This is a genomic window from Reinekea sp. G2M2-21 (assembly GCF_015687175.1).
Taxonomy (GTDB): Bacteria; Pseudomonadota; Gammaproteobacteria; order Pseudomonadales; family Natronospirillaceae; genus Reinekea.
Genome location: NZ_JADPQG010000001.1, coordinates 993,622 through 1,017,292 on the forward strand (window position 1 = coordinate 993,622; position 23,671 = coordinate 1,017,292).

Below are 23,671 nucleotides of genomic sequence, written 5' to 3' on the forward strand. Positions count from 1 at the left end.
AAGGTCTACATATGTCGTATACACCGGCTACTGAAGAGTTGATTCGAGCGCTGCAAGCTTTACCGGGCGTAGGTACACGTTCCGCGCAACGCATGGCATTGCAGTTGCTGGAACGGGATGCTGATGCCGCTACCCGGCTGAATGAGGCGCTTGCTAGTGCGTTGCAGAAAGTGCGGAAGTGCCCGACATGCCGTACGTTGACGGAATCTGAACTGTGCGGTGTCTGCGCCGACGAACAACGTGATGCAGCAACGCTGTGCGTTGTCGCCAATGACGCAGACAAAGCCGGTATTGAGATGTCTGGCCGTTATCGAGGGCGATACTTTGTCTTGCACGGTGTGCTGTCTCCAATAGATGGTGTAGGCCCAGAGCAGTTAGGGGTATTTGATCTGCTCGATCAAGTTAAAACGCATGCAGTCACAGAGGTGATCCTGGCGCTTGATGAGCAACTGGAAGCTGAAGCCACGGTGCACTATCTGACGGAACATCTGAAACAGCTGTCGGTTACCATTTCCCGGTTACCATTTACGCACCTGAAAAGTGGTGCACTGGATCAAGCAGACAGTCGGGTCATCGCCAACGCCTTGGCAGCGAAACAGGAGATTGGTTTTGAACTCGACTGACAGCTATGTCTGGATAAAAAATGATGCAGACCTGAATGCGGTATGTCAGCTATGGGCAACAGCCAGTGTCATTGCACTTGATACTGAGTTTGTACGAACAGATACCTTTCACGCAAACCTCGGGTTGCTGCAGATTTGCCATGAACAAACCACCTGGTTGATTGATCCGTTAGAGATCCACGACTGGCGTCCGTTCGCCGCTATTCTTGCTGAGCCGGCAATTGTCAAAGTACTGCACTCGCTATCGGAAGACGCGGAAGTTCTGCTGCACAGTGTTGGCGTGACCATGGACAACGTATTCGACACGCAAATTGCAGCCGGATTTCTCGGCTATCCAGTTCAGATGAGTTACGCCAAGCTGGTAGAAGCCCTGTTTGATGTGGTATTGCCGAAAGAAGCTACCCGGAGTGACTGGCTGAAGCGTCCACTCGAAGATGAGCAGTGCCAGTATGCCGCGGCCGATGTGCATTGGCTGTATCAGATTTACCAGCTTTTTGCGGAACAATTACACCTGCAGTCCCGATATGAGTGGGTGGCAGAAGATAGCCAGCGTATGGTGATGAACAATATGCCCACGGACGCGGAGTGCTATTACCAGAAACTGCGAGGAGCCTGGAAACTTAAGGGTGCCCGGCTACAAGCGTTGAAGGCACTGTGTCAATGGCGAGAAGGTATTGCTCGCAGCTCAAATGTCAATCGTGGCCGTATTCTGAATGATAAGGACCTCATCGTTATCGCCGAACGTATGCCGAAAAATAAGTCAGACTTGCAGAAGTATTTAAAGATTCCCTCGCGTAAAATACGGCTTTATGGCGATCAGATTATTCACATGGTGAAAGACGCTGAAGAGGTTAAACGTGTCGATTGGCCGGAGCGAATCGAAGGTCCATTGCCTGCGGACCAGGCCGATCTACTCAAACAAGTGCGGCAAAAGGTGGAAATCATAGCGGAACAGCTTGGTTTGCCAGCGGAAGTTATGGCGCGTCGAAAGGGGCTTGAAACCTGGCTGCGTAGCGGTAGTCACACTGGACAGTATGCCATTCCGGAAGCACTGACCGGTTGGCGCAAAGATTTTTTATTGGGACCGATCAACGAGTTGTTACAAGCACAATGGGAAGAATTGGATGAAACGTGAAATTGTGCGTATATACCGATCTAGTCTGAACGCGGAAACTTACCTTTATTTAGCCAAAAAATCGGCGTTTGACTCGCTCCCGGAAGCGTTGCGAAAAATTTTTGGCCGCCCCATTTTGGTCATGGATATGCTGTTAACGGAAGACAAGAAGCTGGCCAGAGCGGACGCGGTCAAGGTGTTGGCCGGTATTGAAGAACAGGGATTTTATTTGCAGATGCCACCGCCGAAAGAAGACTATATGCTCGATATCTTTCGTGAAAAAGGCCGCTCCGACCATGGCTGATCAGGTATTCTGGAAACGCAAGACGTTACAGGAAATGAGCCAGACAGAATGGGAATCCTTATGTGATGGTTGCGGCAAATGTTGCCTGCAAAAATTAGAGGATGAAGATGATGGCATGGTGTATTACACCCGCGTCGTGTGCCGGTATATGACTGACGATTGCCGCTGTTCTGAATACCAAAATCGACATGAACTGGTACCAAACTGTGTTTGGCTGAGGCCGGAAGACGTGGAAAACTTTTTCTGGCTGCCTTCTACCTGCGCCTACCGAATCCTCGCCGAGGGCCGGGATCTGCCACTTTGGCATCCTTTGGTCAGTGGAGATCCACATTTGATTCATGCGGTAAACATTTCCGTGTCTCACATGGATTTGGTCGCCGATGATCAGGTACCGGAAGACGATTGGCAAAATTACGTAATTGACAATGTATAAAGTGAAAGTTGAGCGATGATTTATCAAGATTTGTACATGAATGCCGCCTTGTTTTATTTAGCTGGGGTGTTGGGATTTTGGTTGGTGGTTTGGAAAGTGTCGACCAAATTGGCATGGCGACCATTGCGTTGGTGGCTGACCTGGCTTTATTTGTGCGTGGTGCTCACGCCTTGGCAGGGAAGTGAGCCGGAAGCATACTACGCTCCCGCCATTATTGTCGGCGCATTCGACTTTCTGGATGTTGGTTTAACGCAAACATTGAACGTACTGCAGCCAATGATTAATGCGTTAATTGTTGGTACAGCAGGAATCGTTTTGCTGGCGGTGGTCCTGAAAATCCGTGATTTGAAAAATGCTAAAGTGACATCGGAGCCTACCGAAGACTCAGTATGATGACTTAGGTCAGCAGATAAATCTGATCCTGCAAGTCTCCAAGTGGCTGGTCTGAAGCCAGGTGGCCACTATCGATAAACCCTTCAGCGGTCTTCGTAACATTTTGTTACCGAACTTAAGGCTTTACTATACATTTGCCAACTAACTGGCTAGTCTTTTACTTTTGATTACAATGGTTCGGCCCCTGTTCGTCAGGGGCCGAACAGTCTCAGACGGCGAAAATTCAAAAGCGAGAAAAAGATGGCCAATCATTTATTTACACTCGTGACCATAATCCTGATGGCGGGAGTGTTTGGCGGTTTGCTGAACTATTACATGCAAGCCCAGGTCGACCCAGAAAACACGAACATGCCCGGTTCAATATTGGGTGGGCTAGGGGGGGCCGCATTGGTTCCTCTTATTTTGTTTTTGGTGTCCAATGATTTGATGACAGAAAGCCAGGGTGATCCAAGTAAAGCCCTCATTTTTGCGGGTATCTGTCTTATCGCTGCCTGGGCGAGCCGGTTTTTTCTCAATACGGTGACCAAGCGGATTGTGCAGGAAACCCATACCGCAAGGCTGCGTACGGACGAGCTGATGATTGAGCTACGTATGCTGCAACGCGAATTAGAGCCGATGTTGGAAATGGAAACCGAAGGTGAAGAGGAGAGTGAAATTCTGCCGCTACCGCCAGAAGAAGAGCTGGACGTGACAACAGCTAATGTCTTAACGGCCCTGGGAAATGGCCGATACATATTCCGCAGTCAGGCCGGGCTAGCTCGTGAAACCAATTTGGACGAACACACCCTGTCGAAGACTCTTGGTATCATCGTTGCCCGAGACCTGGGCGGCAAAATCCTGAGTAAAAAGGGCACTCGCTGGTTCATTTCTCAGAAAGGTCGCAACTATCTCGCAGCTTCGTCTTGATAGCCCACTGTTCTCTGTCTTAAAGCCCCTTCAATGGGGCTTTTCTTTAATGAAAAAACGAAAAACCAGCTACAGTTGAAGGAATATCGGCCGATCACTAGTAAGCCATCATCAATTTAATGTGTCCTTATGGTGGGTGGATCGGAAGAATGGGTTGGCTATCGTTGACGGAACCGGAGAGCAGTCTTAAGTAATGAACAGTAAAGCGTATATTCACAAAGCGCAATTTAAGCCGTTGAAACCTATCTTGGCTTTTTTTGTGATGCTGTTTACGTCTGTTTTAGCTCTCGCAGACGTGAGAGTAGTCATGGATGTTTCCAAAAGCATGGCTGAAAACGATCCAGGTAATTTCCGCACCGAAGCCATTCAGCTGTTGTTGGATTCATTGCCCTCAGGTGAAAAAGCTGGCGTGTGGACCTTTGGGCAGTATGTGAACTTGTTGGTTCCACATAACACCGTCAATGAACAATGGCGGCAGGCTGCTATGACATCGATCCGAAACCAGAATGCGCCGGCTACCCGAACGAACATTGGGCGTGCATTAGAGGATGTGTCTTATGACTTCCTGTTTTCCAGCTATCGCGGACCGAGCCATATCGTCCTGATAACCGACGGGCGAGTTGATATTGCCCCGAATGAGGATGTGAATCGCGTGGAGCGTGAGCGTATTCTGTCTCAGTTGGTGCCCAGGTTTGTCGCTGCCAATGCCCGGATTCACACGATCGCGATTTCAGAACAAGCCGACAAAGCACTATTAAGGCAGATGTCCGAACAAACTGGTGGCCAGTTTCAGTCAGTTGATGACACCCGTAATTTGTCTCGGGTTATGGCTGCGCTGGCCGCAGAGGTGTCTCCGGCCAGTCAACTCACTCTTAATAAAAAATCGTTTAATGTGGACGCCAGTATCCGAGAAATTACCATTCTGATGTATCACTCCTCTGGCGCCGTAGCACTTCAGTCCCCCGATGGCGCATTGTCATCAGCAGTGAATCCGGGTAGTCAACGCTGGCGTGTCGGTAATGGTTTTACGCAAGTGTCTGTATCTTCACCTCAGCTGGGTCGGTGGCAAGTAAACGGCCAATTAGAAGGACAGTCGAGCATACGCGTATTGTCTGACATTAACCTGAGATGGACCGAGCCAGAAATGTCCGCTGCGGCCAAGACCAATCTTATTTCCATTGCAGCGGAACTCGTAGACGGAGATGGTAAAAGCATTGCCGAGGACCTGGCCAGCGTAATCACCGCGACGTTGCGCGTTAACGGAGCTGTGATGCCGGTACAGATTCAACAGGATTCAATCGTCGCGCGGTTGCCAGTTACGGATCAGATGGACGCCATGAATCTGGAATTGAATATAGACGGCGGCACCTTTAATCGATTAATTACCCGGCAAGTCCGCTTTGTGGAACCCTATATTTCCGAAGTGCTGATGACGTCGCGGGGCTATGAATGGCGATTGTATCCGAACCGTTTGCTGTCGAATGTCGAGTCAATCAATGCCATGGTCGAGTTTGACGTTATGGGGCAAAAACGCACGGAACCTTTCTCCCAAACGGAAGCCGGCTATTGGCTGTGGGTGCTTCCGTACGATTTGGAGCCAGGACAATACACTATTCAATTATCGGGTAACGTCATGCAAGACAGCGCCCGTCAAAATCTGCCGACGGAAAGTGTTACGCTCAGTATTCCGCCAGCGGCATCCGGTACCTTGCCTATGACCCCCGATCTTATGGCCATGCCGCCGATGCCTGTAAATGATGTCAATGATGCCAGCGATGCGTTTGAGAAGGATCCGATGCCGGTGTTTGACGAGCTGCAGGCGGAACTCGTCGTCGCCGAAGATCCTAATGCGATACCTTGGGAAGATGTCATTGACGATCCCACAATGGAGCAAGCCGGTGACTCAAATGTCATGACCTATGTACTGCTGAGCGTGCCAGGCATTCTGGTTCTGGTCATTGCTTACCTTTTTTACCGCCGGCTGGAGTCCAAAACCAAAGGCAGCACGTCCGAAGATGAGTTGATCATGGGCGGAGATGATTTTTCCGATCTGGATGATATGTCGGCACTGCAACCGGATGCCGACCTTGATATTTCATCTTTGGAAGATGATACAGATGACTATTCATTGGCAGAAGCCCCTACCATAGATGACATCATCGATGAAGATTTGCCGACACCTGAAAAGACCGAAGCGCCGTCTGCCGCATTAGAGGATATGCTGGATGCTGATGCCATTGCTGCCTTAACCGAAGTTGACAGCGATGTTACTGAGGCGGAAGGCGATGAAGAGCTGTTTGATATCAGCAGTATTGACGATGACCTGGCAGACCTGGATCTGGCATTGGATGGCGATGACCCCTTCGCAGACGACGAACCGGAAGAGACAAAACCTTAAACGTAAATGACACCCCACTGGCTGAAAATTTAGCAGCTTTGTTGCAGATCGTATAAACTCAGGCACGACAGTAGTAGCTACGACAGGGTGTTGTCTATGTGTGAGTTAATGGCAATGAGTGCAAAATTGCCAACCGATATTTCCTTCAGTTTTACCGGCTTTGTTGAGCGCGGTGGTAATACTGGCCCGCATAAAGACGGTTTTGGAATCTGTTTTTATGATGGCAAAGGGGTTCGCGAATTTAAAGATCATAACCCGAGCTGCCGTTCACCCATTGCGCAGTTTCTGCAGAATTACCCTATTAAATCGACCAACGTCATCAGCCACATCCGGCAAGCTAACGTCGGTGATATATCACTGGAAAACACTCACCCATTTCATCGCGAAATGTGTGGACGAATATGGACCTTTGCACATAACGGTCAAATGGCAATAACAGACATCCCTGAACCACGGCACTATAAGCCTGTTGGCGAAACTGACAGCGAGAAGTTGTTTTGCTGGCTGCTGGGTGAATTGCGCAGTCGGTGTCAGAACAACGCCCCGATGAAGTTGCAGGCCGAATTATTGGAAAAGCAGTGTAATTACATTAATCAATTTGGCGTTAGTAACATTTTGATGAGCGACGGTGAAAGTCTGTTCGTCTTTTGTTCAACTAAGCTAAGCTGGATTACCCGGCGGGCGCCCTTTGGCAAAGCGCATTTAACCGACGCTGACATCACAATCGACTTTTCAGCCGTGACCACGGAAGACGACATTGTCACCGTGATTGCGACGCAACCTCTGACGGATAACGAAATCTGGCAGGCGATGGTGCCCGGTGAAAGCCGGATTTTCGAACTGGGTGAATGCGTGCGCGAGTCCTATGGCCCTAAAATCGAGCATAAAAAGGCCGAGAAATAGCAATTTTTCTCGGAATGAGTATTGATTGCACAAATTGTGAGCATTATTCACGAAACTGTTGAAGTAAATGATTCTAAAGGCGACAATTGGCCCAATTAAATCAAACGACCGTTTTAATACGGAATGCCGATGGTCCATTCGCAAATCGGCCATTGCGCCTAATAAACAATAACAAGATGAAAGGGAGGCCGTATGACTGAAGCGTATCGCCATCAGAAGTACCCCGAAAATATGCAAGCCACTATTGACCCTGATGCATTCGAAACAGTGCTCGATCTGTTCGACGAAAAAGTAAAGCAGTTTGCAAATCAGCCTGCATTTACCTGTATGGGTAAAACCCTCACTTATAAAGACCTGGATAGACTCTCTGCTAATTTTGCTGCCTACCTACAAAATGAAACAGACTTGAAACCGGGTGATCGAATCGCGCTTCAATTACCCAACATTCTGCAATTTCCGGTAGCCGCCTGGGGTGCGTTGCGTGCTGGTTTGGTCGTGGTAAATACCAATCCGTTGTACACCGAGCGCGAACTTGAGCACCAAATGAACGATTCCGGTGCCAAAGCTATGGTGGTGTACGCCGGAATGGCCGCCCAGGCATTGAAAGTGCAACCCAAAACCCCGGTAGAAAAAATTATTGTCACCGAAATTGCGGATCTACACCCACCGCTAAAACGCGCGCTAGTGAATACCGTTGTGAAGCGGGTGAAAAAAATGGTGCCGGATTACGACGCCAGTAAAACGTTTTCGTTCCGTGAAGCATTGCGACTGGGTGAAAATTTCAGTTACCGTCCTGTCAAGTCTGGCCACAATGATCCGATTGTTCTGCAATACACCGGTGGCACGACAGGCGTCGCCAAGGGTGCCATGCTGACCAACCGCAACCTGATTGCCAACATGTTGCAGTGTTATGAATACTTCAAATTAGCGTTGCGCGATGGGCAGGAAACTTTGATTACGCCATTACCGCTGTACCATATTTACGCGTTTACCGTGCATTGCATGGTGTTGATGTATACCGGTAATCAGAGTGTTCTGATTCCAAACCCTCGCGATATTAAAGGCTTTGTCAAAGAACTCGGGAAGCACAAGTTTACTGGATTTGTCGGTTTGAATACGCTCTTTGTGGCATTATGCAATAACGAAGAATTCAAAAAGCTGGATTTCAGCGCGTTGAAATTAACTATTTCCGGCGGGATGGCGTTAACCCATGCGGCCGCTGATAATTGGAAAGCCGTCACTGGCTGCCTGATTAACGAAGGGTATGGTATGACCGAATCCTCGCCGGTGATCAGTTTTAACCCGCCTGGGTATGCTCAACTGGGTACCATTGGCTTGCCTGCCGCCAGTACTGAGATCAAAATCATGTCCGAAGATGGCAAAAGTTTGCCAATGGGCGAGGCTGGTGAACTCTGTGTCCGCGGTCCTCAGGTGATGAAAGGCTATTGGAACCGACCCCAGGACACAGCGAAAACCATCGATGAAGACGGTTGGCTGAAAACCGGTGATATTGCGGTGATGCAGGAAGACGGCTATCTGAAGATTGTTGATCGTAAGAAAGACATGATTGTTGTCTCTGGCTTCAATGTTTATCCGAATGAAATTGAAGACGTTTTGGTCAGCCACCCGAAAGTAGTGGAATGCGCTGTTGTGGGTGTGCCGAGTGAGAAAACCGGTGAGGCTGCTAAAGCGTTTATTGTCACCAACGCGGAAGTAACCGATGAAGAGCTGGTGGCATTTTGTCGCGAGCATCTGACCGCTTACAAGGTGCCACGGTTGTTCGAGCGACGCGATGAATTACCCAAGACGAATGTCGGTAAGGTGCTGAGACGCGAATTACGCACTGAAACTGCCTGATGAAGTAGCCGGTTTGGTTGACGATAGTCAGAACACTGTCGTCTTCACCCCGTTTTTCAGTCGAGTCGTAAGCGATTGAGTTAAAACCCTCCTCTGGAGGGTTTTTTCGTTGCCACCTCCGTTTTTTTGGAACTTGGTATAGGGTTTTCTTATTGATCCCGGACTGCCTATAATCCCCGCACTTATTAAATTAGTAGAGTCACATGTCAACACCGTTTCAATCTGAAGATATTCTGGCGTCATTAGATCAGTGCCTAGTCAAAGACCGGCATTTTTTACGCAGTCGCTGTCAGAAGCTTCAATCGCTGGGCAAAGCCGGCAAACCTCAAGAATCCCTGGCCACATTGATTCAAAAAACCTTTGAGGAGTCGACCGCAACGGTGGCTCAGCGCCGAGCGCGCCTGCCGGTGATAAAACTTGCTGAAGATTTGCCGGTGTCCGAACACGCCGAAGTTATCCGCGAGGCCATTGCCGGTCATCAAGTCGTGGTGATAGCAGGTGAAACAGGTTCCGGTAAAACGACTCAGATTCCTAAATTGTGCTTGCTTGAAGGGCGCGGCGTAACGGGCTTAATTGGTCATACACAGCCGCGACGTTTGGCAGCCCGCTCCGTTGCAGACCGTATTGCCAGTGAGCTGAATTCGCCGCTGGGCGAGCTGGTTGGCTATCAAGTGCGCTTCACCGATAAGTCATCGGACAACACTGCCATTAAATTGATGACCGACGGTATATTGTTGAATGAAATTCAACACGACCCATATCTGAATCGCTACGATACGATCATTATCGATGAAGCGCACGAACGTAGTCTGAACATTGATTTTCTGTTGGGCTATTTAAAGCGATTGCTACCCAAACGACCCGATTTAAAGTTGATCATTACTTCGGCAACCATTGATGTGGATCGTTTTTCAGCCCACTTTGATGGCGCGCCTGTTATTGAAGTCAGTGGTCGGTCTTATCCGGTCGATATTCTCTACCGACCGATGTCGACAGAAGAGGAAGATTATGCGGCCGATTTGCCCGGTGCGATTTTAAATGCTGTTGAGGAAATCGAACAACTGGAGAGAGCGGGGCATACGCACAGTAAAGGTGGTGATGTGCTGGTGTTTTTGCCTGGCGAGCGCGAGATTCGAGAAGCCTTTAATTTTCTGAAGCGGGCAAACTTGCGGAATACGGAATTGCTACCACTCTACGCTCGGTTGAGCAGCAGTGAGCAGCAACGGATATTTTCTTCGCACACGGGCCGGCGTATTGTTTTGTCAACGAACGTAGCAGAAACCTCATTAACGGTACCTGGAATTCATTACGTGATTGACAGCGGTGTAGCCCGCATCAGCCGTTACAGTTATCGTTCCAAAATTCAGCGTTTACCGATTGAACCGGTGGCTCAGGCTTCGGCCAATCAACGGTCGGGTCGCTGTGGACGTATTGCACCGGGTTTGTGTATCCGGTTGTATTCGGAAGAAGATTACAGTGCGCGTCCCGAGTTTACGGACCCGGAGATTCTGCGTACAAATTTGGCGAGCGTCATTCTGCAGATGTTGCACATGCGCTTGGGCAAGGTAGAAGACTTTCCCTTTGTGGAAGCACCTGACCACCGCATGATTAAGGACGGCTATACGCTGTTGAATGAGCTGGCTGCGGTGAATGATCTGGGCAAATTGACGCCGATCGGAAAAGAGTTGGCCAGGCTGCCGGTCGACCCCCGCATTGGCCGCATGGTCATTGCTGCCCATCGACATAAGGCTCTGAATGAAGTGTTGATTATTGCCAGCGCATTGTCGGTCCCGGATCCTCGTGAACGCCCCCAAGATAAGCAGCAAGCTGCGGCAGAAAAACACGCACAAGATAAGGACGTCGACTCGGACTTTCTGGCATTCTTCAACCTTTGGAATCGCTACGAAGAACAGCGCCAGGCTTTGTCGCAGAACCATCTGCGTAAATTCTGTAAAACACAATTTTTGAATTACCTGCGAATGCGTGAGTGGCGGGATATTCACCGACAGTTGGCGCTCATGTGTAAACAATTGGGCTTTAAACTCAATGCAAATCCAGCCAGTTATGAGTCGGTTCATAAATCGTTGATGTCTGGTTTGTTGAGTCATATCGCGACACACAAAGAAGATCGTACTTACAGTGCGGCCCGTGGTAAAACCTGTGTTATTCATCCGTCATCGGTGCACAGCCGGCGTGGACCTAAGTGGTTTGTCGCGGCCGAATTGGTCGAAACGACCGCTGTTTTTGCCCGCGTGGTTGCCAAGATAGAGTCGGCGTGGGTCGAGCCATTGGCCATGCATCTGGTCAAGCGCAATTACACCGAACCGCATTATGAGAAAAAGCGCGGACAGGTAGTCGCCAAAGAAACCCTGTTGCTTTATGGGTTGCCGGTGGTCGCTAACCGGACAGTGAACTTCGGTCGTATCGACGAACCGTTATCGCGCGAAATCTTTATTCGCTCTGCGTTGGTTGAAGGAGAGTTGGTCACTAAAGCGCCATTTTTTAAACACAATCGCCGCCTGCTCGATGATGTATTGGAACTGGAAGATAAAGCGCGCCGTAAGGATATTCTCGTTGACGAAGAAACCTTGTTTGCATTTTATGATCAGCGCTTACCCGACAATATTGTCAACAGCACCGGTTTCCACGCTTGGTTAAAACAACAGCCGAAAGACATTCTGAACTTCAAAGCCGAGGATCTGGTCTCTGAAAAGGCCGGTTTGGTTGGCAAGCACGCGTTCCCAGATACATTTGAATTCAGCGGTATGATTTTACCGTTGGAGTACCGCTTTGAACCTGGGCATGAAGCGGATGGCGTCACGTTGAAAGTGCCCGCGGCAGCGCTTTCCCAATTGCCGGAAGGGCGATTGCAGTGGTTGGTGCCAGGGTTGTTGAAAGACAAAGTTACCGCGCTATTGAAAGGTTTGCCGAAATCTTACCGGCGTAATTTTGTTCCTGTGCCAAATTATGTTGAAGCGTTGCTGCAGTCATTAGAGCCCAGTGACCAGGCATTGCATAAGGCGATCGCCGAAAAGTTATTTCGCATGACGGGCGTTCGTGTGCCAGAAGACCAATGGCCTGTTGAGACGATTGATGATCATTTGCGCTTCCGGTTTGAAGTCGTCGATGATCAGGGCAAACGCATTGCGCAGGGGCGGGATATTGCACACTTGTTGCAGCCGGCGAATGAAACCGCACAAAAACAGGCAAAGAAAAGTGCGGCAAAAGCCGAAAAAACCTTATCCGCAACGACGTGGGCTTTTTCCGATCTGCCGGAATTTGAGCACCGGATTCAGGCTGGGATTAAAGTCAAAATGTATCCTGCGCTGGTAGATAAGGTGAATTCGGTTACCCTTGAAAGTTTTACCGGTGAGGCTTGGGCGGCTCAGCAACATAAGCTAGGGCTCTGGCGCTTGGCGAGTTTTTATTGGCACGATTCTGTGTCGTTTCTGGCGAAACGACTGCCCAAGTTCAAGGAATCTGCCTTGCTTTTTGCGCCTTATGGTAAAGCTGAATCACTGAAACAAGACATGTTGATGGCGAGTATTCGACAGGCATTACCTCTTGACGATGTTCTGCCCAGGTCTGAAACGGACTTTCTGGCTTGGTTAGAGCAGGGACGTGGCGACTTTGTCACCGCTGGTGAAGCTTTGGCTGTGCAGGCGCATGATATTCTGTTGGCACATCATCGGGTCCGTAAACAATTGAAAGGGAAGGTATCCTTTGCGACGGCCTTTATCTATGCCGATGTCGCAGCTCAGCTCGACAAACTGGTGTATCCCGGTTTTTTAACCAATACACCGCCTAATTGGCGCAGTGAATTGGTTCGTTATCTTAATGCCGCGGATAAGCGCCTGAACCGAAGTTCCGGTATACCAGCCGCAGAGAACATGCAAGTGGACGAGTTGGCGAATTTCTGGCAACGTTTCAGTCAGCGGGAAAAAATGTTAAATGATACGCAGCAATATTCAGCAGACCTTATAGAGTACCGGTGGATGTTAGAGGAATTGCGAGTATCGTTGTTTGCTCAAACTTTAGGCACCCGTTTCCCGATTTCGGCGAAACGACTGGAAAAACAATGGCAAAAGGTTATCGCTGAATGAACCCGACGATTCGAGAAGAACGTTTAAAGGTGGCCACCGTCCACGGCGGTCAGATTTTCCTGCGCCGCTTGGAGCAACAGCAAACCCATGCCGCGGTGTTAATGCTGCATGGTCTTGGTGCCAATGGAGATGCTTTCATTAAAGAAGGACATGGTCTGGCGAACTACCTGAGTGAAATGGGTTTTTCCTGTTTCGTACCGGATTTGGTGGGGCATGGTCACAGTTGGCCACACATGAGCCGACATCTTGAGCATTCGGTTCACGATGTCATCAATAAAGACATTCCCAAAATCATCGAAGAAATTGAAAGGGATTTAAACGGCAAACCATTGTTTCTGGTCGGACAGGGGTTCGGCTCGGTCATGTTGATGTCTGCTTACGCCAAATCGGAGCGATTGCGAGCGTTGACCGATGGTTTTATTCACTTCAATGCTCGTCGCAGTGTGACAATCAGTGGTGTTTCTCATTCATTGGGATCGAGGCTGTTGTGGCGCAAGTTGTTACCATTCATTGCGTCGATCCGAGGTGATGTGCCAGTGCATTGGACCGGGCATGGTAATCAACCTGAGTTGTTGACCTGGTACAACACCAGTCTGAGCTGGAGCGAAGGTGATTGGGTCGATCCACAAGATGCTTTCAACTATGGTGCCGCTCTGCGGGATTTGAGCTTGCCACCAAGTCTGTATTTTGCCAATCGCAGTCAAGATTACCTGACCCATACAGCCGATGTACGCGAGTTCATGCGTGAGCTCGGCACGCACAATGGGCGGTTAATGATTCTTGCCAAGGGCGATGGCAATCTGCGCAATTATAATTCGATGACAATGTTGCAGCACGATGATGCTTGGGTCGATCATTTTCCGGTCGTGTTGGATTGGCTCAACGAGCGCGTCCGTCAAAGTAATCCCTAATATGGAACTGTCTATTTTACAAGTCAGTATGGCGTTAGTTCCCATTCTGATCGCCATTGTCATTTACGGCACTATGGTGAGCGATTGGACATCGGTCATCTGGGCAACCATTCGCATGGTTGTGCAATTGATTGCGATTGGCTACGCCCTGAACATCATATTTGGTTTGAATCATCCACTGTGGGTGATTCTGGTGATCCTGTTGATGTCGCTTGGGGCAGGCTGGATTGCCATGCGACCGATCAAACAGTTCAACCGTCCTAAACTTCCTGTGATGGTTTCGGTCATCGTGTCTGGGGCCATCAACTTAATCTGGATATTGGCGTTTGTCCTGCAACCAGACCCTTGGTTTGAACCCTCTGTCCTGATCCCGATTACTGGTATGGTCATGGCGAACTCGATGAATGCGGTCAGTTTGTGTGCTGAACGTTTCTGGTCGGAGCGCAAACAGGGCAACAGTGTCGATGAATCCTCATTGGCGGCCCTGACCGCAGCTATGATTCCGCAAATCAATGCACTGCTGGCCGTTGGGCTGGTATCTTTGCCTGGGATGATGACAGGGCAGATTCTATCGGGTGTTTCGCCGTTGATTGCGGTGCGCTATCAGATCGTCATTATGTCAATGGTCTTGTCGACCGCTGCCTTTGGTTCCTTCATCTACTTGCGCTGGTATCGCAATGAAACCGATCAGAAAAACTAGCTTACGGTTTACCGTAATCTTGACCTTTTGCCTTTTTAGTGCGAGTTCATTTGCTGAGCCAGAGCATTGTCATTACTCGACCTATCAATGGAATGTGAATGAAAAACGCGCGGTGGGTTATCGCGAAGTGGTAAAGCCTTATTCTGAGATTATTGCTTTAGAGCGCGATGAGCTGACCGGTTGTACTGTCTGCGAAGAAGACCAGCAATGGGTTCAAGTGGGGGATCTACCGGCCGTGCGATTGTGTAAACGATACGCGCGCGATGTCGAAGCTACGTTGAATCAATTACTCGGTGAGGGCTTTCCAATTTGGAAATTGGTGGGCTACCGGGTTGGTATGACGCGAGGTGACTTGGACGCCGATGGCAACCGAACCGCATTCAGCAATCACTCTTTTGGCATCGCGCTCGATATCAACGACGAACAAAACGGGCTATACGATCAATGCATTACAGTTAGTGACCAGTGCAGGCTTCGCAAAGGTGGTGCTTGGTCAGCGGAGCAAGAAGGCAGCCTGACGGCGGACAGTGAAATTGTTTTGAGAATGAAAGATCTGGGATTCCGGTGGGGAGGTGAAATCGCCGGTCGTCAGAAAGATTTCATGCATTTTTCGCCGACGGGTTATTAGGTAAGGGACCCTGTCAGCGGTTTGTTTACCATCAGGCTTTGTCTATTTCCGGTGGATGAATAACAGCGTCACCTTTTTTCGCGTGCAATCGCTCGCGGTACAGAATATATAGCCCGGTGAGCGCCACAACGATGGCACCCAGCATCATGCCGAGTGTTGGAATTTCCCGCCAGAATAAAAATCCAAAACTAATTCCCCAGATTAACGCGGTATATTCGTACGGTGCCAAGAGCGACGCTGGAGATTGTCGATACGCCTCAGTCATAACATATTGCGCTGCTGCACCGTTCAAGCCCAAACCGATAATTAACCAAGCATCCGACCACTGCAAAGGGTGCCAGTTTGCAATCGAGCACAGTCCAGCGCCAACGGCGACCGCCAGGGTGAAATAAAAGGATTGCACAACGGTTGATTCGTGTTTGTGCAACACCTTCATGATAATGACTAAAACGGCATACAGGATGGTCGACAGCAATGCCGCCATGGCAGGCCAGGAAAACCCGTTGATGTCGGGTCGCATCATGATCAAAACCGTTGTCATACCGATCGCGATGGCGAGCCATCGGTGTTTGCCGACGGACTCTTTTAAGATGATCACCGACAGTGCCGTTACTAGTAAAGGTGCCGCGTAGTAAATGGCGTACACATCCGCAAACTTCATCTCAGAAAATGCGTAAATAAAGGAAATCAACATGATGACGCCTAACACACCACGTGTTAAATGCAGGCGCCAATAAGGTGTTTTTAAATCTGGGATCGCGCCTTTCCATATCACCATTAAGGAAATGAACGGTAGTGCAGCGATACCCCGGAAAAAAGTGACCTGAATGGGGCTGTAGGAATAGGACAATTGCTTCAGAAATGCGTCCATTAACGCAAATAACATGAGTGCAATTATTTTCAGAATAATACCGCGGAGATGTTGATGCATGGTTTAAGCTCATTTATTCAGCTCGCCAGAATGATGATTGCGGAGAACAGAGTCAATGGTCATGACGTAACTCTGTAAAGGAAGAGGCTGATAATAAGGATGGCTTCTTCGTTGCCCAATAATAGTGTGCTTTATTCTGCGCTAATGTCGTTCATCTGACATTGGTTCTAACCGTGACTAAATGCGGGAGCTTTTTACAGGGCTGTCAGCTCAGTCTATGATCAATCTAACTATCTGTTCCCGTTTTTTACTGTGCCGTCCGTATATAATGGTGGGTAGATTTTCTTGAAAGGGACCTGCATGCAGCATCTTTTGTTTTTAGGTGATTCCGTTACCGATTGTCAGCGCAAACGTTCCGCGCGTCATGCGAATACAAGTGCCGCATTGGGTAAGGGTTGGGTTTATTATGTCCATCATAAATTGGTGGCAAAATCCGATCAGTTAACCGTCTGGAATCGGGGCTTCGCTGGCAGTTTAACTCATGAAATGAACCAACAGAACCACTGGTGGCCTCTGTCAGATGAGGCCTCGATGACTGTCGATATTGCAACCGTCATGATTGGTATTAACGATATTTGGCACCCGATCTGGAAATCCCGTCCGCATGACATTTCAACAGCGCTGAACAGTTTTCGCTCGCTGCTGCAAGCGGTTACTACTCGTAGTGAACACACAGTCGTATGCGAACCGATCGCGTTGCCTTGTGGAGAAGTGACGCCGACTTGGTGGGAACCTCTGCGCCGATTGACCGATGGTCAGCGCGACATCTGTCGTGAACTTGGTTGTCACTGGCTTGAGCTTCAGGAGCCGTTGTTAAAAGATTCTCATGGACGTTTTCAGGACTACCTGCATGATGGCGTTCACCCGACGGATCTGGGGCATCGTTGGTTATCGTTAAAGTGGCTTAATTTTATTCGTGATCAACAGCTTTTACCGACTCTGTTTTAAATTTCAAAGGCAAAAAAAACCGCCCGATGGGCGGTGTGTACCATACTCAGTATTAGCCGACGCAGGCTTCATCAACCTTATGTTTGATGTGTCGGGCAGCTTCAACACGAGCCACCACCCACTTGGTGCCAAAGGTACCGATGACGTAGGCCGCGACGACATAAACGATGTCGGCATTAATAAAGCTTAAGGACGTGAGCATCGGACCTGGGCAATAACCCGCAAGGCCCCAACCAATACCAAACAGAACACCCCCGATGATGATTTTGCGATCGATTTCGGTTTTAGCCGGTACTTTAAATAATTCCGCCAGAATGGGTCTTTCACGATGCAAAATTAACGGTGTTGCAATGGCATTGACGAGCAGACCGCCACCCATGACAAACGCCAGGGAGGGGTCCCATTGACCGAAGAAGTTCAGAAAGTTAACTACTTTCGCCGGGTCGATCATCTGGGCAACAGAAAGCCCCAAGCCAAAAAGCGTACCCGCGATCAGCGCAAACAGCAGACGTTGAAATTGAATCATCGTTCAGGCTCCTATCAACTGGCGAACAATAAATACGGTTAGCGCACCGGAGGCCATAAAACTTAATGTGGCTGCCAACGAACGGGGGCTACGACGTGCTAATCCGCAGATACCGTGTCCTGAGGTACAACCGGTGCCGATGGTGGTACCTACACCAACCAATAAACCGGCAATGATCAGCACCGGCGTTGTGCTGACCGATTGAATGTGATCTATTCCCATGAAAAGGCCGTCCGTGCTGTCTCCGCTCAGCCATTGGTAAGCAAACCCGCCTAAGACCAGACCCAAAACGAACATAGTTCGCCACGCTATGTCGCCTAGTTCTGGGTAAATAATACCCCCGGCAATACCCGATACCCCGGCAATACGACCTTTAACCAGTAACAACAGGGCAGCAGACAGGCCGATCAGGGCACCACCCACGGTGGCCGCGATCGGCGTAAAGTTAACAATTTCCATTAGTTCCTCATTTAGGATTTTCTAATATAAGACTTTCCTAATATTATTGATTTGTATCAGTTTTGCAAGAGGACGGAGGCAACTAATTTCGCGAAACTTAGAATATTATTGAATGATCTTAGACTTGCTTTTTATTGTGGATGATTCATTTGCCTGCTAACGGTGTACCAAAGTTTGGCCTTTATTGTTGCGATAGCTGTTTGACAATGCCTTGCAAAACATCTTGATGTCATTGGCAAAAACTCGCCGGAAACACTTCAGCCCCTGTCGATGTTCAGGCTCACGCAAGCACATCGACTTTTGGTGATTGTTTTGGTTCAGAAAAGTTCAAACAATTCGTCCGTCGTTTGTTCATTTTCAATTTTTTCCGGCAGAGGACTGGACATGATTCGCTGTATTTCGAGTTGCTTTTCCAGTAGTTCCAGCAAGACCCGGTTAGTGGACTCCAGGGTCAGCTGGTGTTCGGCACTGCGTTCACCCATCTGCTCGGCTTGCTGAATGAGAGACTCAACACTGGAAATGAAGAAGTCTTCCTGATCATCTTCCAAACCCAGGGTCGGCAAGGCGATGATGATCTTCTGCAAGAAATTCGATAGCCCATCCCGGTGTTGTTTGTTGTCTGTTTTCATGGATTGACAGACGTGTTCAATAGAAGGTTGCAGAGACTGAATGGCTTCGGTCATCAGCGTTGTCTGTTCCTGAACTCGTTTTTCTTCGTATAAAGAGTGAATACGGATGTTGGAAGAACTGAGTAGTGTTGGTAACAAGTCTTTAATGCGTCCGTATTTATCGGGTTCACGCAACGGCATATTTTTTATTAAAACTGCGATATTCGGCCAGTTCATTTGGGTTCGAATACCAAAGTCGACAAATCGGTCTTGTTGATGAATCGATTGCATCAAGTCTCGCTCAAGTTCTGCGACCGTTCCCGTAGATGAAAAGAAATGCCACTGTGCCTCTTCGTGAATCCCAACAACGACTTTCAACTTGAACAGCGCGCAGAACTTTATGACTTCTGTGGCAATAACGTCACGACTTTCGAAGCGGTGACAGCGTTCGATGAAGTTAATAGCATTGCCAAGTTCACTCGACGTAGTTAACGCTTCTGCGACCAGGTTGCTCGCCTGAGCTTTTTCTTCTTCCAGCTGTAACCGAAGTCGGTTGCCTTCAAGTTCATGATTGATCAACGCGACAATGTAGTCGATATCAAATTCTGATATGTATTCATCGGCGCCAACCTGGAACGTTTGCACGCGTTCTTTTTTGCTGTGTTTATCAGCAAGTATAAAAATGGGGATCATTTGTTGATTTTGCAGAAGGCGCATGCGAGTACAGAAATCAAAAGCGTTTCCATCTTCCAGATGATTTTGAGCAATGATAATTTCAGGTTGTTCTTCATTGCACCGCTGGGCCGCATCAAAGTACGATGTCACCAGAGTCACATGCACACAGTCTGAAAGCTTGTCCGCCAACATATTCATTTGGTCTGTCAGCATTTCGGAATGCACGATTAGCATTGTCATAGCACTATTTTCCTAGATACACCTGTCATTTGTTCATGATAGAAGATAACTGATCATTTTGCCTAACTGCTCTGGAGTAATTATGAGAGGCTTGTTGTACGCCGTCGGTGCCTACGCCATATGGGGTTGTTTTCCTTTATTTTTCAATATGTTAGGCGGCGTTCCAGCTATGACTGTACTGGCCTACCGGATACTGTTTGCCTGTATTTTTGCGCTGCTCTTGATCGTGATCAGTCGGAACCTGAGACCTTTGCGACAGTTGATTCGGCAGAAAAAAATTCTGCTGTGGAGCTTGCTTGCCTCGGTTTTAATCAGTTTGAACTGGTTCGTTTTTATCTGGGCTGTAGGGCAACATCGGGTCCTGGAAACCAGTTTGGGGTATTTTATTACGCCGCTGGTCAGTCTGCTGTTGGGGCGGATTATGTTAAAAGAATCGATAAACCTGAATCAGGCCACTGCCGGAGTCATTGCGACGATAGCCATTCTCTTTGAACTGTTTGCTTTGGGTGGTGTGCCCTGGATTTCGATCGTGCTCGCCGGCAGCTTTGGATTATACGGATTGGTACGCAAAATCCAGCCGATGGAAAGCTTGCTGGGACTCACACTGGAGACACTTTGGGTGGTGCCGGTTGCCTTGGTATTCGTCCTAAATGAAGCATTCATTGCAAATATTCATTATTCGTTGAGTGATTACTCCTTGTTGATTTTTTCGGGCGTACTAACAGCAATCCCTTTACTGCTTTTCGCAGTTTCGGTTCGGCAGCTGAATCTGGTCGTTGCTGGTTTTATCATGTACCTGAATCCGATGATGCAGTTCATGACCGCGGTTTGGATTCTGGGTGAGGCGGTACCAGTACAGCGCTATGTCACCTTTGTCCTTGTCTGGATTGCGATGGTCTTTTTTATCTGGGGACTGGTCCAAAAACACAGAGCTACGTTGGCGTTTGTCGTGAAATAAAACAATTCTTCAAAGCGCGTCGTCTTCCGCAGACAAGGTGAGTCGGATAGTTTTGGTACTCCAGGGCAGGCGGACCCCTAAATTATGGGCTAGCGCTTTCAGAGACGGTGAAGCCCCAGTGATTTCAATGCGGATATCCCGAAAGCTGCAGTGTTCTGCGATCGTCAGCAGGGCTTGTACGGCTGCGACTCGACAATGATGAGCATGACTGAGATCCAGAGTCACCATCTCGGTTTCCGGCCGCAAATGTGGGTCCAACCGATCCGGCAATTGCCGCGCGGCGGCAAAATACAGGCTGCCGGAAACCTGAATTAATTGATGGGAAGCAGGCGCATCCTCAAGCATTGGACGAAGTTGACCATCGGGGTGTACGTCGTAAACCTCAATGTTGGTTTGTGAGGCCTGAAATAGAAATAAAACAATGCCCAACGCGGTACCCAACAATATGGCCTCGTGAAAATTCAGGATCAGGGTACTGCCCAGTGTAATCAAAAACAGAGTTCTCGTTTGACTGTTGCCCGAGATCATTTGTCGAATTCCCTTGGGTTTTAGCATTGAAATAGCGGTTGCGATCAATAACCCCGAAATCACCGGTTGCGGAATTGCACGAATAGCGTGAGCACCAAACAAGACGATGGGTACTACAATTAAGGCTGCTAAAAACGGCGCCCAACGCGAGTTTGCGCCACCAATATCCAACAACACTGAGCGGGTAAGGGACGTGCTCGCTGGGAAGCAGCCCATTAAACTTCCGGCAATATTCGCCAAACCCTGACTGCGCAATTCAGAGCGTAAAAAATGAGGTTCATTACGGTTGCGCAATGTGACGATCAGCTCCAGAGAACCGATAAAAGCAACTGCAAACCCGGGTACAATAAGCGCCTGGAACATCGACCAGGTGGGCAGCATTTTGTTGATCGAAGGCCAACCATCTTCAATGAACGTACTGTCCCCAAGGGTGACCCAGTGTTGGCTGAAAGGGGTGAGCTGAAACCAGACCAGCATGATACTGATCAGCAAAATCACGAGTGGGATAGGCAGTTTGGGATAGAAACGGTTTCCGACCACAACGGAGATCAGTGCGAATAAACCAAGCCCTAAGCTGGAAAAACTCAATGCCTCCCAAGGGTAAAAAGCCAACTGGCGCAGTTCATCGATGACATTGTCGACGTGGCGAAATGGCGCGCCTAGCAGCTCGTCGATCTGCATTAATGCAATAATGATCGCGGCCCCGGTTGCGAAACCGACCATGACCGCTTCAGGGACGAAATCGAAAATTCGCTCGCCGCGCATCAAGACGATGATCAGCCTGGCGACTCCTGCTAAAAAGGCCAGCGTTGCCATGGCTGTTAATAGTAGTTCCGGTTGTCCGGCCCAAGGTGATAGAGAAGTTAGGATGATCAGCCCGGTCGTATTGGTTGGGCCAACGGTGACGCCAGCACTTCGACCGAACAGGGCGGCAATCATGCCAGGAATAGCAGCCGTCACCAGGCCATACATGGGGGGTAAGCCAGAAAGCATGGCGTAAGCGAGACATTGCGGAATTCCGACGAGCGCCACTAAAAAGCCAGCGTTAATATCGCTGGCTTTCGGTAGCAAGTTAGACCGCTGCATGGACGATCAGGCAGTGGCAGCGTTATACAAGATTGAGCTGCGGTTGCCGGAACGGCAATAAGCCAAGACTTTCTTTCCGTCTGCATTGAGTTGTTTCACGGTGCTTACGTAGTCTTCGGTAAAATTTGGTCCGTTCATGGGCAGGTAAACGAATTCCAGGCCTTTTTCCTGTGCAGCACTGGCAATGGTGTCACTGGGAATTTGATCGAAGGACTCCCCATCCGGTCGGTTACAAACGATGACTTGGAAACCCTGTTCAGAAGCCTGGGCAACCTGAGTTTCATCGATCTGAGGGCTAACCCAGTAGTTTTCGGCGATTTGTGTCCAACTCATAAATATTTCTCCGCTGATATTGGGCGATTTGAACTGCATCATAAGAAATCACTGTTCAATTGAACAGTTTAGCTTACGCAAATCCTTACGGTTGAATTCGTATATTAGGATATTCGAATAAAGACTTGCTTATCGCGAAATCGAATTATATTATAACTAAATCTAATTTAGTAATTTCTAATATAAGGTATTTGAGTGGAGAGATTTCATGAAACCAATAGCCACAGTGAAAACGTTTTTCGACCCTGCAACCTTCACCTACACCCATGTGATGCATGATGCCGACAGTCGTAAAGCACTGATCGTCGACTCGGTTCTGGATTATGATCCGAAATCCGGTCGTACTGCCACAGCTTCAGCCGACGAAGTCATTGCCTATGTGGGAGAGCAAGATTTGACGGTGGAATGGATCGTTGAAACCCATGTGCACGCCGACCATTTATCTGCGGCACCATACCTGAAAGCAAAATTAGGGGGTAAAACTGCCATTGGCAGTCATATCAATGCGGTACAGAAGACATTTAAGACTATTTTCAATGTCGAAGATGAGTTCAGAACCGATGGTTCACAATTTGATCGCTTATTTAGTGACAACGATACTTTTCAGGTCGGTGCGTTAACCGTGACCGTGATGCACACACCAGGACACACACCAGCCTGTTCGACTTATGTCGTGGACAACGAACATGCCTTCGTCGGCGACACGATATTTATGCCTGATCAGGGTACGGCGAGATGCGACTTCCCAGGCGGTGACGCAACAGTTTTGTTTAATTCTGTAAAGCGGATACTAAGTCTGCCAGATTCGACTAAACTCTATATGTGTCATGATTATGGTCCCAATGGTCGAGAGTACCAATATCTGACCACGGTGAAGGAAGAACGCGAGCGCAACATTCATGTTAACGAGAAAGTAAGCGTTGATGAATTTGTAAAAATGCGCAGCGAACGTGATGCAACGTTGGATATGCCTACGCTCATTTTGCCTTCTGTGCAGATTAATATGCGAGCTGGTGAAATGCCGCCAGCAGAGCGAAATGGAACCGCCTATATTAAAGTTCCATTGAATGCGCTGTAACGATTTTGAGGCAAAACCTCAAGACGGG

22 protein-coding genes are annotated in these 23,671 nt (G+C 48.7%); 16 read left to right on the forward strand and 6 right to left on the reverse strand.

Translation table 11 applies throughout. From position 1 onward, the window contains the following. Positions 1–11 precede the first annotated feature (11 nt). The 13 genes from recR to IYN85_RS04640 all read left to right on the forward strand — a co-directional run bounded on the left by recR (position 12) and on the right by IYN85_RS04640 (position 15,273). Positions 12–623, forward strand: coding sequence for a recombination mediator RecR (gene recR, locus IYN85_RS04580; RefSeq protein ID WP_196157648.1), 612 nt, complete (start codon positions 12–14; stop codon positions 621–623). After that, entirely contained in the window at positions 610–1,758 is a 1,149-nt protein-coding gene (gene rnd / locus IYN85_RS04585) for a ribonuclease D (RefSeq protein ID WP_196157649.1), read from the forward strand. The genes recR and rnd overlap by 14 nt, the downstream gene beginning before the upstream one ends. After that, a complete protein-coding gene (locus tag IYN85_RS04590) occupies positions 1,748–2,041 on the forward strand; it encodes a YcgL domain-containing protein (RefSeq protein WP_196157650.1) in 294 nt (97 codons plus the stop codon). The genes rnd and IYN85_RS04590 overlap by 11 nt, the downstream gene beginning before the upstream one ends. Next, entirely contained in the window at positions 2,034–2,474 is a 441-nt protein-coding gene (locus IYN85_RS04595) for a YcgN family cysteine cluster protein (protein WP_196157651.1), read from the forward strand. Before IYN85_RS04590 ends, IYN85_RS04595 begins: the two co-directional genes overlap by 8 nt. Before the next feature lie 15 nt (positions 2,475–2,489). Beyond that, positions 2,490–2,867: a hypothetical protein gene (locus IYN85_RS04600; protein ID WP_196157652.1), complete on the forward strand. Its 378-nt coding sequence runs from the start codon at positions 2,490–2,492 to the stop codon at positions 2,865–2,867. Positions 2,868–3,107: 240 nt separating this feature from the next. Then, positions 3,108–3,773 (forward strand): YEATS-associated helix-containing protein, encoded by a 666-nt coding sequence (locus tag IYN85_RS04605; protein WP_196157653.1) that lies wholly within the window; start codon positions 3,108–3,110, stop codon positions 3,771–3,773. Positions 3,774–4,035: 262 nt separating this feature from the next. Then, on the forward strand, positions 4,036–6,171 hold the full coding sequence (locus IYN85_RS04610) for a VWA domain-containing protein (protein WP_255533686.1): 2,136 nt from the start codon (positions 4,036–4,038) through the stop codon (positions 6,169–6,171). 96 nt (positions 6,172–6,267) lie between these two features. Beyond that, positions 6,268–7,074, forward strand: a complete 807-nt coding sequence (locus tag IYN85_RS04615; protein ID WP_196157655.1) for a class II glutamine amidotransferase — start codon at positions 6,268–6,270, stop codon at positions 7,072–7,074. 192 nt (positions 7,075–7,266) lie between these two features. Then, on the forward strand, positions 7,267–8,931 hold the full coding sequence (locus IYN85_RS04620) for an AMP-binding protein (protein ID WP_196157656.1): 1,665 nt from the start codon (positions 7,267–7,269) through the stop codon (positions 8,929–8,931). 203 nt (positions 8,932–9,134) lie between these two features. Then, positions 9,135–13,034, forward strand: coding sequence for an ATP-dependent RNA helicase HrpA (gene hrpA / locus IYN85_RS04625; protein ID WP_196157657.1), 3,900 nt, complete (start codon positions 9,135–9,137; stop codon positions 13,032–13,034). Beyond that, positions 13,031–13,945, forward strand: a complete 915-nt coding sequence (locus IYN85_RS04630; RefSeq protein WP_196157658.1) for an alpha/beta fold hydrolase — start codon at positions 13,031–13,033, stop codon at positions 13,943–13,945. Before hrpA ends, IYN85_RS04630 begins: the two co-directional genes overlap by 4 nt. 1 nt (position 13,946) lies before the next feature. Next, positions 13,947–14,645 carry an ABC transporter permease gene (locus IYN85_RS04635; RefSeq protein WP_196157659.1) on the forward strand — a complete coding sequence of 233 codons (699 nt, stop codon included), beginning with the start codon at positions 13,947–13,949 and terminating at the stop codon, positions 14,643–14,645. Continuing rightward, positions 14,623–15,273 carry a M15 family metallopeptidase gene (locus IYN85_RS04640; RefSeq protein WP_196157660.1) on the forward strand — a complete coding sequence of 217 codons (651 nt, stop codon included), beginning with the start codon at positions 14,623–14,625 and terminating at the stop codon, positions 15,271–15,273. The genes IYN85_RS04635 and IYN85_RS04640 overlap by 23 nt, the downstream gene beginning before the upstream one ends. A 31-nt stretch (positions 15,274–15,304) precedes the next feature. On the opposite strand, the gene IYN85_RS04645 is transcribed toward IYN85_RS04640, so the two are convergent. After that, a complete protein-coding gene (locus IYN85_RS04645) occupies positions 15,305–16,204 on the reverse strand; it encodes a DMT family transporter (protein ID WP_196157661.1) in 900 nt (299 codons plus the stop codon). Positions 16,205–16,504: 300 nt separating this feature from the next. Here IYN85_RS04645 and IYN85_RS04650 point away from each other — a divergent pair, with 300 nt between their 5' ends. Further along, positions 16,505–17,152 carry a GDSL-type esterase/lipase family protein gene (locus IYN85_RS04650; RefSeq protein ID WP_196157662.1) on the forward strand — a complete coding sequence of 216 codons (648 nt, stop codon included), beginning with the start codon at positions 16,505–16,507 and terminating at the stop codon, positions 17,150–17,152. A 52-nt stretch (positions 17,153–17,204) separates the two neighbouring features. On the opposite strand, the gene IYN85_RS04655 is transcribed toward IYN85_RS04650, so the two are convergent. The 3 genes from IYN85_RS04655 to IYN85_RS04665 all read right to left on the reverse strand — a co-directional run bounded on the left by IYN85_RS04655 (position 17,205) and on the right by IYN85_RS04665 (position 19,660). Next, positions 17,205–17,678 carry a YeeE/YedE family protein gene (locus tag IYN85_RS04655; protein WP_196157663.1) on the reverse strand — a complete coding sequence of 158 codons (474 nt, stop codon included), beginning with the start codon at positions 17,676–17,678 and terminating at the stop codon, positions 17,205–17,207. A 3-nt stretch (positions 17,679–17,681) separates the two neighbouring features. Beyond that, positions 17,682–18,137 carry a YeeE/YedE family protein gene (locus IYN85_RS04660; RefSeq protein ID WP_196157664.1) on the reverse strand — a complete coding sequence of 152 codons (456 nt, stop codon included), beginning with the start codon at positions 18,135–18,137 and terminating at the stop codon, positions 17,682–17,684. 317 nt (positions 18,138–18,454) lie between these two features. Beyond that, positions 18,455–19,660 (reverse strand): two-component system response regulator, encoded by a 1,206-nt coding sequence (locus tag IYN85_RS04665; protein ID WP_196157665.1) that lies wholly within the window; start codon positions 19,658–19,660, stop codon positions 18,455–18,457. A gap of 82 nt (positions 19,661–19,742) precedes the next feature. On the opposite strand from IYN85_RS04665, the gene rarD reads away from it, so the two are divergent. Further along, a complete protein-coding gene (rarD, locus tag IYN85_RS04670; protein WP_196157666.1) occupies positions 19,743–20,618 on the forward strand; it encodes an EamA family transporter RarD in 876 nt (291 codons plus the stop codon). Between the two features lie 9 nt (positions 20,619–20,627). On the opposite strand, the gene IYN85_RS04675 is transcribed toward rarD, so the two are convergent. After that, positions 20,628–22,232, reverse strand: a complete 1,605-nt coding sequence (locus IYN85_RS04675; protein WP_196157667.1) for a SulP family inorganic anion transporter — start codon at positions 22,230–22,232, stop codon at positions 20,628–20,630. Between the two features lie 6 nt (positions 22,233–22,238). Further along, positions 22,239–22,565 (reverse strand): TIGR01244 family sulfur transferase, encoded by a 327-nt coding sequence (locus IYN85_RS04680; protein WP_196157668.1) that lies wholly within the window; start codon positions 22,563–22,565, stop codon positions 22,239–22,241. 208 nt (positions 22,566–22,773) lie between these two features. On the opposite strand from IYN85_RS04680, the gene IYN85_RS04685 reads away from it, so the two are divergent. Next, positions 22,774–23,643 (forward strand): MBL fold metallo-hydrolase, encoded by an 870-nt coding sequence (locus IYN85_RS04685; RefSeq protein WP_196157669.1) that lies wholly within the window; start codon positions 22,774–22,776, stop codon positions 23,641–23,643. Positions 23,644–23,671 lie beyond the last annotated feature (28 nt).

Excerpts from the sequence above, each read along its gene's own strand:
- IYN85_RS04675 (WP_196157667.1), bottom strand. The coding sequence starts at position 22,232 with ATGCAGCGGTCTAACTTGCTACCGAAAGCCAGCGATATTAACGCTGGC.
- rarD (WP_196157666.1), top strand. The coding sequence starts at position 19,743 with ATGAGAGGCTTGTTGTACGCCGTCGGTGCCTACGCCATATGGGGTTGT.
- IYN85_RS04630 (WP_196157658.1), top strand. The coding sequence starts at position 13,031 with ATGAACCCGACGATTCGAGAAGAACGTTTAAAGGTGGCCACCGTCCAC.
- IYN85_RS04665 (WP_196157665.1), bottom strand. The coding sequence starts at position 19,660 with ATGACAATGCTAATCGTGCATTCCGAAATGCTGACAGACCAAATGAAT.
- IYN85_RS04595 (WP_196157651.1), top strand. The coding sequence starts at position 2,034 with ATGGCTGATCAGGTATTCTGGAAACGCAAGACGTTACAGGAAATGAGC.
- recR (WP_196157648.1), top strand. The coding sequence starts at position 12 with ATGTCGTATACACCGGCTACTGAAGAGTTGATTCGAGCGCTGCAAGCT.
- IYN85_RS04615 (WP_196157655.1), top strand. The coding sequence starts at position 6,268 with ATGTGTGAGTTAATGGCAATGAGTGCAAAATTGCCAACCGATATTTCC.
- IYN85_RS04680 (WP_196157668.1), bottom strand. The coding sequence starts at position 22,565 with ATGAGTTGGACACAAATCGCCGAAAACTACTGGGTTAGCCCTCAGATC.
- IYN85_RS04650 (WP_196157662.1), top strand. The coding sequence starts at position 16,505 with ATGCAGCATCTTTTGTTTTTAGGTGATTCCGTTACCGATTGTCAGCGC.
- IYN85_RS04590 (WP_196157650.1), top strand. The coding sequence starts at position 1,748 with ATGAAACGTGAAATTGTGCGTATATACCGATCTAGTCTGAACGCGGAA.
- IYN85_RS04635 (WP_196157659.1), top strand. The coding sequence starts at position 13,947 with ATGGAACTGTCTATTTTACAAGTCAGTATGGCGTTAGTTCCCATTCTG.
- IYN85_RS04620 (WP_196157656.1), top strand. The coding sequence starts at position 7,267 with ATGACTGAAGCGTATCGCCATCAGAAGTACCCCGAAAATATGCAAGCC.
- IYN85_RS04645 (WP_196157661.1), bottom strand. The coding sequence starts at position 16,204 with ATGCATCAACATCTCCGCGGTATTATTCTGAAAATAATTGCACTCATG.
- IYN85_RS04605 (WP_196157653.1), top strand. The coding sequence starts at position 3,108 with ATGGCCAATCATTTATTTACACTCGTGACCATAATCCTGATGGCGGGA.
- IYN85_RS04655 (WP_196157663.1), bottom strand. The coding sequence starts at position 17,678 with ATGATTCAATTTCAACGTCTGCTGTTTGCGCTGATCGCGGGTACGCTT.
- hrpA (WP_196157657.1), top strand. The coding sequence starts at position 9,135 with ATGTCAACACCGTTTCAATCTGAAGATATTCTGGCGTCATTAGATCAG.
- IYN85_RS04600 (WP_196157652.1), top strand. The coding sequence starts at position 2,490 with ATGATTTATCAAGATTTGTACATGAATGCCGCCTTGTTTTATTTAGCT.
- IYN85_RS04685 (WP_196157669.1), top strand. The coding sequence starts at position 22,774 with ATGAAACCAATAGCCACAGTGAAAACGTTTTTCGACCCTGCAACCTTC.
- IYN85_RS04660 (WP_196157664.1), bottom strand. The coding sequence starts at position 18,137 with ATGGAAATTGTTAACTTTACGCCGATCGCGGCCACCGTGGGTGGTGCC.
- IYN85_RS04610 (WP_255533686.1), top strand. The coding sequence starts at position 4,036 with ATGCTGTTTACGTCTGTTTTAGCTCTCGCAGACGTGAGAGTAGTCATG.
- IYN85_RS04640 (WP_196157660.1), top strand. The coding sequence starts at position 14,623 with ATGAAACCGATCAGAAAAACTAGCTTACGGTTTACCGTAATCTTGACC.